Annotated in this window: 6 protein-coding genes and 1 pseudogene; 4 read left to right on the forward strand and 3 right to left on the reverse strand. The window is 36.0% G+C overall.

Translation table 11 applies throughout. The features are described 5' to 3' along the window. The 3 genes and pseudogenes from MV589_RS05540 to MV589_RS05550 all read right to left on the reverse strand — a co-directional run. Nucleotides 1–125 (reverse strand): annotated as a pseudogene (locus MV589_RS05540) (riboflavin synthase); the annotation flags it as partial. A gap of 15 nt (nt 126–140) precedes the next feature. Continuing rightward, a complete protein-coding gene (locus tag MV589_RS05545) occupies nt 141–827 on the reverse strand; it encodes a tetratricopeptide repeat protein (RefSeq protein ID WP_297432858.1) in 687 nt (228 codons plus the stop codon). Then, complete coding sequence (locus MV589_RS05550; RefSeq protein ID WP_297432859.1) at nt 824–1,030, reverse strand: hypothetical protein; 207 nt, start codon at nt 1,028–1,030, stop codon at nt 824–826. The genes MV589_RS05545 and MV589_RS05550 overlap by 4 nt, the downstream gene beginning before the upstream one ends. A gap of 90 nt (nt 1,031–1,120) precedes the next feature. On the opposite strand from MV589_RS05550, the gene mnmG reads away from it, so the two are divergent. From mnmG to MV589_RS05570, 4 genes are read left to right on the forward strand one after another with little or no spacing between them, the layout of a single operon-like run. Beyond that, the gene (gene mnmG, locus MV589_RS05555) at nt 1,121–2,995 is read left to right on the forward strand and encodes a tRNA uridine-5-carboxymethylaminomethyl(34) synthesis enzyme MnmG (RefSeq protein ID WP_297432861.1); all 1,875 of its coding nucleotides are present in this window, start codon (nt 1,121–1,123) and stop codon (nt 2,993–2,995) included. Beyond that, nucleotides 2,995–3,861 carry a hypothetical protein gene (locus MV589_RS05560; RefSeq protein ID WP_297432863.1) on the forward strand — a complete coding sequence of 289 codons (867 nt, stop codon included), beginning with the start codon at nt 2,995–2,997 and terminating at the stop codon, nt 3,859–3,861. The genes mnmG and MV589_RS05560 overlap by 1 nt, the downstream gene beginning before the upstream one ends. A gap of 58 nt (nt 3,862–3,919) precedes the next feature. Then, nucleotides 3,920–4,486, forward strand: coding sequence for a ubiquinol-cytochrome c reductase iron-sulfur subunit (petA, locus tag MV589_RS05565; protein WP_297432865.1), 567 nt, complete (start codon nt 3,920–3,922; stop codon nt 4,484–4,486). A gap of 14 nt (nt 4,487–4,500) precedes the next feature. Then, nucleotides 4,501–5,715 carry a cytochrome b gene (locus MV589_RS05570; RefSeq protein ID WP_297432868.1) on the forward strand — a complete coding sequence of 405 codons (1,215 nt, stop codon included), beginning with the start codon at nt 4,501–4,503 and terminating at the stop codon, nt 5,713–5,715. Nucleotides 5,716–5,758 lie beyond the last annotated feature (43 nt).

The raw sequence follows: 5,758 nt of genomic DNA on the forward strand, positions 1-5,758 counted from the left end.
GTAAGACAGGCGCCATTTATGGCAATAGAATCACCAAGCTCAGCTTTATATTTTGATTTGATGGTAAGTGTGCTGCCTACCAAGCTTTTAACAGTTGCGACTTCTCTTATTAGACCTGTAAACAAGTGAATACCTTTATACTAAAATACTATTTTTCCGTCTTCTTGAAGACCTTTAATGATTTGTTTGGCTTTTTCGTGTCCTTTGTAGGCTGCTTTTCTACATAGGTCAAGCGCTTTATCATTATCTGTTTCACATCCTATACCTTGGTCATATAAAAGTCCAAGATTGTAAAGACCCTGTGCCAGACCACCATCTGCGGCACGCTTAAAACATACAAAACACTTTGCATCATCTTGTTCAACTCCATGCCCCTCTTTGTAGAGTGCACCAAGATTGTTAAACGCTTCTAAGTGACCGCGTTTAGCTGCCTCCTCATACCAAAACGCAGCCTCAGAGTAATTTTGCATACAGCCAAGTCCGCGCTCTAACATTAGGGCTGTTTCATACATTGCAGGAGGTACGCCACGGGTTGCTGCTTCAAGATGTAAATCATGTGCTTTAAACTGATCATGTTCTACCCCACCAATGCCGTTTTCATACAAAATTGCAAGATTAAAAAGTGCGTAAGGCTGTTTTGCTTCTGCCCCTTTTTTGTAAAGTTCTAAGGCTTTTGCATCATCTTTTTGGCACCCTTGTCCTAGTTGGTACATATACCCAAGTGAAGTTTGCGCATCTGCATTTCCTTGTGCGGCTAACTCTGTGTAGAGTTTAAACGCAGTCTCATAGTCACCTGCGGTGTAGGCTTCATTTGCTTTTTGTATCATTTGTCTTCATTCTCCGTGCGTATTGGTTGTCTGTATATCGTCTGGTTGCCCTTTGCGGCAGCTTTTGCTTTTCTTACTTTTGCAAGTAGTTTCTCTTTGGTGCTAAGATGCTCATCACGAATCTTATGCTCGTAACTTCCATCTACTTTTTCATCATATACTAAGATTTCAGGTACATAGTCTTTAAATAAATCTCTATCCATCTTAAAAACCCTAATTAATTTTGTTAATATTGAGCTAATGATACTCAAATATGATAAAATTCGCATTAAGATAATAGAATGGATTTTTATATGAATTATGATGTAATAGTAGTAGGTGGCGGTCATGCAGGGATAGAAGCATCCTTAGCGGCTGCGCGTATGGGAAATAAAACGCTTTTGGTCTCGATGCTTGCTGAAAATGTAGGAGCTACTTCATGTAACCCTGCTATAGGTGGTTTGGCAAAAGGGCATCTTGTTCGTGAAATAGATGCACTTGGTGGTGAAATGGGTTTGATTACTGATGAAGCAGGAATACAGTTTAGGATTTTAAATCAAACTAAAGGTCCTGCTGTTCGAGGAAGTCGAGCTCAAATTGATATGGACAAATATAGAATTATTGCAAGAAATGTTATTCTCAATACGCAAAATTTGGATTTGGCACAAGATACAGTTGAATCTTTAATTGTTGAAAATGACACTATTGAAGGTGTGAAAACAGCACTTTTAAATGAGTATAGAGCAAAAAAAGTCATCATTACAAGTGGAACTTTTTTAAATGGAATTATTCATGTTGGGGAGATTCAGCAGGTTGGTGGACGCTTTGGTGAGCAGACAAGTGTTGGACTCAGCGCTTCACTAAAAGAAGATTGTGGTCTGAATATGGCACGCCTAAAAACTGGAACATGTGCGCGTGTCGATAGCTCTACCATTGATTTTGATAAGATGGATGAGCAAGATGGTGATGCACTGCCAAATCCTTTTTCATTTCGTACAGACAAAGAGGAGTTTCGCAAAACAAAAAAGCAACTTCCATGTTTTATAGCCTATACAAATGAGACTACGCACAGTATTATAGAGTCAAATTTTTATCGTGCACCACTTTTTACTGGACAAATCGCTGGAAAATCTCCAAGATACTGTCCCTCTATTGAAGATAAAATAGATAAATTTCCAGATAAAGAGAGACACCATCTTTTTATAGAACCACAAACATCTGACAACACGGAGTGCTACATTAATGGTATGAGTACCTCTTTGCCGCCTGATGTACAACGAGATATGATTCACTCTGTAGTAGGAATGGAAAATGCAAAAATTGTGCGTTATGGCTATGCTATAGAGTATGATTTTGTTGATCCTCGTGAGCTTAAACATTCGCTAGAGACAAAAAAAATCTCTGGGCTCTACCTTGCTGGACAGATAAATGGAACAACAGGATACGAAGAGGCAGCGGCACAGGGAATGATGGCAGGTATAAATGCATCTCTCTCCTTGCAAGATAAAGAGCCACTTATTTTACGCCGTGATGAGGCGTACATCGGTGTTCTTATAGATGATTTGGTTACAAAAGGGACAAATGAGCCTTATAGAATGTTTACAAGTCGTGCAGAGTATAGACTTCTTTTGCGTGAAGAGAGTGCCGATACCCGTTTGGCACATTATGGGCATGCTCTTGGTTTAGTTTCTGATGAACTGTATGAAAAAGTGAAAACAAAAGATAAAGATATAAAATATGGTGCTAGGTTGCTAGAAGAGATAAAATTTACACCAAACAAAGAGTTTAATGCACTTTTAGAATCTATGGATGAAGCTGTGCTCAAAGATGTTTCAACCGCACAACAGCTTGTTGCTCGTAAAAGTTTTACTGTAGAGAAGATGCTTCAAATTGTTCCTGAACTTGAAAAATATGATGACTACATCAAAGAAGAGATTCTTGTTGAAGGAAAATATGCTCGTTACATTGACAAGCAGAGTGATGAGATAGAGCGTATGAAAAAATATCTTAAAATTAAAATTCCTGAGGGCTTTAGTTTTACCGGTGTGAGTGGACTCTCAACTGAGGTTCAAGAAAAACTTGCCGAGTTTAATCCTCCAACACTTCAAGCAGCGATGAATATCTCTGGAATTACTCCTGCTGCGATTGAGATTTTACATATTTATATAAAAATGGCGGCAAGAAAATAGTGCGTACTTTTTACTATGTACACACTGGACACCGTGTAGGTTTAGATAGATTTCGTCGTGCGTCAGCTATTTTGAACTGTTTAAAAGATGAAGATATAACACTTTTAACGAGCGATTACAGAATTGCCCAAGAGGCTCGTAATTTTGGTATTGAGAAGAGTGTGGGGATTGATGTTGTAAGAAATATACCTCAAATCGCTGAAAATGGCGATAGACTTATTTTTGATTCTGATGAAGCAAATTCTGTGATGCTTGAAGATATGAGAAATTATTTTTCATCTTTCATTAGAATAAGTGATAATAAAGATGATAGTAAAGCAGATAAAGAGTTTCTAATTTCTCCCTATTTGGAGGGTGAAGGTATCTGTAACGCAGTAGTTGTAGATGAAAAATACTTTGGTGATTTCAAAAAAGATGTGAATCTAAGCTATTTTTTTGGGGATGATGACTATGAAAAAGATTTAGAAAAATATTTCAGTTTTATTGAAGATTTACATCCTCATCTACAGTTGGGTTTCTACTATTTTCTTGATTATGAAACGATGTTAGAGGAAAAATTTCCTAAGAATTTTGAATTTGATGATTATGAAGAGATGATTAAACGCAGTGAAATTCTTTTAAGTGCTTCGCCCCAAGCCATTTTAGACTCCTTAGCAACAGGTGCAAAACCTATCTATTTTCAAAGAGAAGATTATACAAAAGAGTTTATTCCTCTTTTTGAAAAATTATCTATACCAATTATTTATGAATATAATAAAAATACTCTAAATAAAATTATAAATAATATTTCTGTGATTAAGTATGAAGATATTGATCAAAATTGTAACAAAATCGCTTCTTTTATAAAAAATAACTTAAATTTATAATTAATTAAAACTTATTTGGTATATAATAAGAGCTGAAAATTCACAACAGGTGAGAAATATGAAAAATAGTAGCCGTAGAGGTTTTATGGGTAAAGCATTTGGTGCTGTTGCTGGAGTTGGTGCTGTTGCATCGCTCTATGCGATGAAAAGATCTTGGGACCCACTTCCAAGTGTAAAAGCAGCGGGATTTACTACTCTTGATATGTCAGAATATAAAGAGAATGAATTAGTAGTAGAAAAATGGAGAGGAAAGCCTATTTTTGTTCTGAAGCAATCTAAAGAGATGTTAGATACTGAGGGTAAAAATACGAGTGAAATTACTGGAAAAACAACATCAGCAATGGATAAGAAGAGACTTCTTAAAATTGGTGGTGAGTACTATATGGTCTGTGTTGGACTTTGTACGCATCTTGGTTGTATTCCAGGATACCGTCCAGATAAAAAAGACTTTTTATGTGCTTGTCATGGTGGTATGTACGATGATGCAGGTATGGTTACGAAATCTCCACCACCTCGTGGTTTTGACATTCCTCCATTTAAAATAGATGGTATGAAGTTAGTTTTAGGTGAATCATCACCTGAATATGAGAAAATGCTCGCTGATGGCGTAACACTTAAAGTATAAGTAAAAGGAAAAAAATGGCACATTTTACAAAAGCTACAAGCCTGCATGATTGGATGAATCAACGCCTTGGTGTTGATACTCTAAATCGTGTTTTGGCAACGGAATATTGGATCCCTAAAAATATTAACTTTTTATGGGCAATGGGTATGATACTTGCAATTACATTTGGTATATTGTTAATTTCAGGTATCTTTTTACTTATGTATTATCAACCAAATGTACATTTGGCATTTGATAGTGTAAACTACACGATTATGCAAGAAGTTGGTTATGGTTGGTTATGGAGACATGTACATGGTGTAGCTGCATCAGTAGTTTTCTTAATCATTTATATTCACATGTTTACTGGTATATACTATGGTTCTTATAAGAAAGGTCGTGAGATGATTTGGATCTCAGGTATGCTTCTTTTCGTTGCATTCTCAGCAGAAGCTTTCTCTGGTTATATGCTTCCATGGGGACAAATGTCTTACTGGGCTGGTATGGTTATTACAAACCTATTTAGTTTAGGTGGTTTGCATGCAAATGGTTTAGTTGAATGGATTCGTGGGGATTATGTTCCTGCTCAAGCATTCTTAAATCGTTTCTTTATGCTTCATGTATTACTTATTCCTTTAGCTATTATTGGTCTTATTGCTTTACACTTTGGAGCACTTCGTATTCCTCATGTAAACAACCAAGATGGTGAAGAGATTGATTTTGAAGTTGAGTCTAAAAAATATTTAGCTGGTGATACAAAAAATTCTAAAGTTATTAGATTTATGAATGATTTCTTGGCAAAAGATATGATGGTTGTTGGAATTTATCTTATCTTTTTCTTCTATCTTGTATTTTATCACTATGATTTTGCAATGGATCCTGTTAACTTTGACCCTGCAAATGGGCTTCATACTCCGACACATATTTATCCTGAGTGGTATTTCTTATGGTCTTATGAGGTATTGCGTCCGTTCTCTACAAATGTAGGACTAATAGCATTTGCATTTGCACAGGTTATTTTCTTCTTCTTACCATTTTTAGATAGAAGTCCGAATGCAGTTCCTGCGTCTCGTCGTGGTCTTTTCCAAATTTGGTTTTGGGCTATGCTTGTCGATATGATTGTTTTGACAGCAATGGGTAAAGTGCCACCTGAAGGTTCTTTTAGTGTTATTGGGCATTATGCAGCATTAACATTCTTTGCTTTATGGATTGCACTTCCATTTATCACAAAATTTGAAAAAAAAGTTTAAGGAGTAAAAAGTGAAAGAATTATTTATATTAGCAATAGTAACT

The organism is Sulfurimonas sp. (assembly GCF_026991475.1).
Taxonomy (GTDB): Bacteria; Campylobacterota; Campylobacteria; order Campylobacterales; family Sulfurimonadaceae; genus Sulfurimonas.

Coding starts and splice junctions, on each gene's coding strand:
- MV589_RS05545 (WP_297432858.1), bottom strand. CDS start 827: ATGATACAAAAAGCAAATGAAGCCTACACCGCAGGTGACTATGAGACT.
- mnmG (WP_297432861.1), top strand. CDS start 1,121: ATGAATTATGATGTAATAGTAGTAGGTGGCGGTCATGCAGGGATAGAA.
- petA (WP_297432865.1), top strand. CDS start 3,920: ATGAAAAATAGTAGCCGTAGAGGTTTTATGGGTAAAGCATTTGGTGCT.
- MV589_RS05550 (WP_297432859.1), bottom strand. CDS start 1,030: ATGGATAGAGATTTATTTAAAGACTATGTACCTGAAATCTTAGTATAT.
- MV589_RS05570 (WP_297432868.1), top strand. CDS start 4,501: ATGGCACATTTTACAAAAGCTACAAGCCTGCATGATTGGATGAATCAA.